This window comes from Acinetobacter sp. GN11 (genome assembly GCF_054823985.1).
Genome location: NZ_JRVL01000251.1, coordinates 1 through 4,276 on the forward strand (window position 1 = coordinate 1; position 4,276 = coordinate 4,276).

A 4,276-nucleotide genomic window follows, 5' to 3' on the forward strand; every position below is an offset into this window, starting at 1 on the left:
CAGATTACCTTGTGGTACCACTTCAAGCTCAACCTTTCCGGCACGGTACAGTTCATCAAATACATAAGAGTCTGACTGACGCGGGAAAGAACAGATCACTTTTTTAACTGAACCAGCCTTAAGGAGCTTAGCCAAGCCATAATCACCATTACCGGCGTTATTACTCACAATAGTCAGGTCTTTAATACCCAGTTCAATCAGTCCGTCAATGAGTTCAGCGGGTTGTCCTGCGGTACCAAAACCACCAATCAGAATGGTTGCACCATCTTTAATCTGCGATAGTACCTCGCTTAGTGAGGACTTACTTTTGTCAATCATTAGACAACTCCATTGTGCTCATTCAGGAAGAAATAGATAAGAGATTTAGGCACACTGAGGTAGAATGAACAGATAGATATTTCACTCAATCCCGAGTGTTTCCCTTAGATTTCCTTTTAAACATTCTTGATAATTTTTGTAATTTGATCTAGTTATCAAACCATGGTTTTGTTCGGTATAAATAATTTTTGTTCGATGATCGAACATTATCTAATATAGTTGTACGATCTTGATAAATCCTAAAACTTATCAATGTAAAAGAATATGAGTTGTTATAAATAGATATGTAGAAAACTTGCTTAGACGAGCGAATCATCCAAACAAGTTAAAAATAATAGAATTAAGACTGAGATTGAAGAATCAAACGCGCAAGTTCTAAATCATCGGGATAGGTAATTTTTATGTTATCCGAACGCCCCATTACGACCTGTACAGTTTCACCCATATACTCAAGTGCACTTGCTTCATCGGTAATAGTGACGTTATTTTCTAAAGCATATTCAATTGCTTTTTTAAGTTTACCGATTTTGGTAATTTGAGGAGTTTGGGCTTGCCATAATAAATCTCGGCTAACCGTTTTATCAATATGATTGCCTGACTTAACCTGCTTCAAAGTATCACGAACAGGAATTGCTAAAATAGCACTATCATTTGATTCAATTGCCTTTACCACAAGTGCATTTAAACAATCAATGGTTACACAAGGGCGAGCCGCATCATGCACAAGAACCCAATCATTTTCATCGGCAAAATTTAAAAGATGATTTAACGCATTTAAAACTGAATGAACTCGCTCAGCTCCACCAATGCAAAAATGCGCCTTATCTATATTTTGAAATGCTAGAGTCTGAGCAAAGGTATCTTGTGTACCAATTGCCAAAACATAACCATTTAATGGAAGTTGGCTTATACGGCCAATCGTATGTTCTAAAACAGTCCTATTCTGAATATATTGATACTGCTTCAATTCAGTTTTAGAAAAACGACTTCCTGATCCTGCAGCGGGAATCACTGCCCATAATTTAGTCTGGGATATCTGGGGATGCAGGTGTCTCATTCGTTTCCAAATCAACTTTAGCGTTCGGGTCAATATAAATAGGTTTGTAATGGGTACTGATTGTACTCATTTGAACAAATGTCTCGTGAGGTTTAACCAAACCAAGATCAAGGCGGGCATGTTCTTCTATTGCTTCTGTACCATTTTTCAGGTCAAAAACCTCTGCTGCCAAAATACGGTTTCGCTCTTTAAGCTCTTCATTTACCTCAGCTTGTTGCTGAATTTGTTGCATGAGAGCTTGATGAGGGATATAGCCACCCTCACCTAACCAAAATTGATATTGCAGAATAGCTACTAAAACAATAACAAGTAGCAATATCAGTTTGCTTGAAGTGGATCGAAATACTTCTAACATATCATTAAGATTTTTAATTAAAAACTTTCGTTAAGAGTTTGTATTGTATAGTAATTAACAAGTAGCATGCGCAATTCCTGCAAAAATTTAAACAAAATTATTAATGGGCATATTACTTTAATTGACCATTGTGACATGTTTCATTTTGTCAAAAATGAATAGAATTTGAAAGGGAAATAATATTTATAAGTACAACTGTTTATAAATCAATCTACACACAAAAAATCATTCTAAGTATGAGAAATTTATGCTGAGAAAAGCTTATGGTTAATTTCCATTATTTACCCTTGTAAATTGTTGCTCTAACATGGTGTTGCCCCATTGGTCTCCTTCCCATTCATTCTTAAGTTTAAAACCAAAATTTTCATAAAGCTTTCTTGCTGCGCTAAGACCGCTAAAAGTCCACAATTGAACAGCTGAAAATTGTTTTTGATCACAAAAATCTATTGCCTCTTTTAGTAGTTTTTTACCGACACCTTGTCCTCGACAATCGTCATTTAAAATAAACCATCGAAGATGAGCTTCATTATTCCCCAAATCTTCGCCATCAATTGCTACAGAACCAACAATTTGATTATTTTTAATTGCCAACCAAATATTATTAGGTTCTTTAGAAAGACGATTACAGAATTCAGCTAAATTCGTGGCCACTTTTTCTTCAAAGAAACATCCAAAATTATAGTTTTCATGATAGTAAATACTATGCATTTCAACGACTCTACCGATCATACCTGCACGGTAACCGCTTACAATTTCAATATTATTGTTATCAATTAGATTTTTAGCAGCTCGACAGTTTATTAAAGCTTCAGCATAAGTTGTCAAACCTTGAGCAATAACAAGTTGTTTGGAAGAGTTTAATTTTTCAATCGCTTGAACAACTTGCATCTCTCCATAATTATTAATTTTTCTTACAGTATCAATTCCCTTAGAAGTGAGTTTAATCACTTTTAATCTGGCATCATTCTTATCTTGTTCCTCTTTAATCTCACCAGCCTTAATGAGTTTAATCAACATTCTACTCACACTTGATTTCTCTAGACCTAAAATCTGTCCTAATCGTACAGCGGTTAGAGAACCTCTATTTTTAAGTTCAAGTAAAGAATGAACAGCTGACGGAGAATAATCCGTGGCAGCAAGAGTTGAGCTCATAAAACCTAATTCACGAACCATGATTCGAGATGAACTACGGATTTCATCAATAATTTTTTGGTCAATCATCACTTCACCCTCAAAGCATAGTTGTACTATACAACTATATTTATATAAAAGAAGCCAAGATTTTCCTCATTTATAAAACGAGCTTAAATAGAGTAAAAGCCATCTTTCGAGGGCTCTTATAAATCGACTGCTTATGAGAGTCTAAATCAGAAATTATAACGAACACTCAACGTTGCATTTCGTGGTGTTCCCCAATTCATTGAGTTAGCACCAATACCTTCATAATATTTTTCATCAAAAATATTATCGATATTAAATTGAAGTTTGATATTTTTATCTACTTGATAACCAAGCATCGCACTTGCTAAAACATACGCATCTTGCTCAATACAAGAACTTCCACTACCCGTATAGTATTTACTCTTATAATTTAAACCAAGCCCTGCACTCCATTGATCAAGTTTGTACTTAACAAATAGATTCGAGGTTGTTCGAGAGTTTGTCGTATTAACCTTTGTGCCTTGTGCATCTTTTGCTTCAAAATTAGCAATACCAAAGTTAATACCCCAATTGTCATTAATCTCACCATCAGCTTCAAACTCAAAACCTTTACTTTTAACCCCATCTACAGCGCGATAGGCCTGCTCTGTAGTTTGTGTACCATTACGGACAATAAATACTCCCGGTATCGATTCAGCAAAATTAGATTGTTCTATTCGGAATACTGACAATGCTGTATTTAAACGCCCTCCAAACCATTCGCTCTTTAAGCCAGCCTCATAACTCTTACCAGTAATCGGATCTATATATTGATCATTTATATCTTTACGTTCTTGAGGTTTAAAAATTTCTGTATAACTCGCATACACAGAATGATCTTGGGCAAAATCATAAATAGCGCCAACATATGGTGCTAATTCATTGTTAAATTCACGGTTACCTTTATCATTTTCAGACTTATATTCCCAGTTAGATAAACGTGCACCAGCAATAATTTTCAAAGGATCCAGAATCTGGAATTTACCAGCAATATAAGCGGCAGTTTGTGTAGTTTCATTCAGCGCATTTTTACCATTTAAAACAACAGGCTGAAGCAACTCTTGAGCCATATCATTATAGTTAAGTGGTCCACCTAAATATTTTTCAATATCTTGGTTTATGTTAGATCCACCAATAATGATTTCTTGTGGGCGATTAAAAATCGTAAATGGAGCATTGATAAAAACATCAATATTGTTTTCTTCAACAGAATCGCTCCACACACATCAAAATTTGAATTTCTAACAGATTGAATACTGATCTTATTTAATCATCGCGCGGAAACCATGGGCTTTATATTATTGATTCAAAAATATATAAACCAATTTTCAAATTCAAATTGACTG

The 4,276-nt window shown here is 34.8% G+C and carries 4 protein-coding genes and 1 pseudogene; all 5 read right to left on the reverse strand.

The features are described 5' to 3' along the window. On the reverse strand, positions 1-318 hold a 318-nt coding region (locus NL42_RS17640; protein ID WP_461313006.1), incomplete at its 3' end, for a 3-oxoacid CoA-transferase subunit A. Positions 319-658: 340 nt separating this feature from the next. Continuing rightward, complete coding sequence (gene ispD, locus NL42_RS17645; protein ID WP_461313747.1) at positions 659-1,375, reverse strand: 2-C-methyl-D-erythritol 4-phosphate cytidylyltransferase; 717 nt, start codon at positions 1,373-1,375, stop codon at positions 659-661. Further along, on the reverse strand, positions 1,341-1,730 hold the full coding sequence (ftsB, locus tag NL42_RS17650; protein ID WP_004643028.1) for a cell division protein FtsB: 390 nt from the start codon (positions 1,728-1,730) through the stop codon (positions 1,341-1,343). Before ftsB ends, ispD begins: the two co-directional genes overlap by 35 nt. A gap of 267 nt (positions 1,731-1,997) precedes the next feature. Continuing rightward, positions 1,998-2,951, reverse strand: coding sequence for a bifunctional helix-turn-helix transcriptional regulator/GNAT family N-acetyltransferase (locus NL42_RS17655; RefSeq protein WP_461313748.1), 954 nt, complete (start codon positions 2,949-2,951; stop codon positions 1,998-2,000). Between the two features lie 146 nt (positions 2,952-3,097). After that, a pseudogene (locus NL42_RS17660) lies at positions 3,098-4,135 on the reverse strand (TonB-dependent siderophore receptor); the annotation flags it as partial. Positions 4,136-4,276 lie beyond the last annotated feature (141 nt).

What these genes read in the sequence shown, in the direction of transcription:
- ispD (WP_461313747.1), bottom strand. Translation starts at nt 1,375, where the DNA reads ATGAGACACCTGCATCCCCAGATATCCCAGACTAAATTATGGGCAGTG.
- ftsB (WP_004643028.1), bottom strand. Translation starts at nt 1,730, where the DNA reads ATGTTAGAAGTATTTCGATCCACTTCAAGCAAACTGATATTGCTACTT.
- NL42_RS17655 (WP_461313748.1), bottom strand. Translation starts at nt 2,951, where the DNA reads ATGATTGACCAAAAAATTATTGATGAAATCCGTAGTTCATCTCGAATC.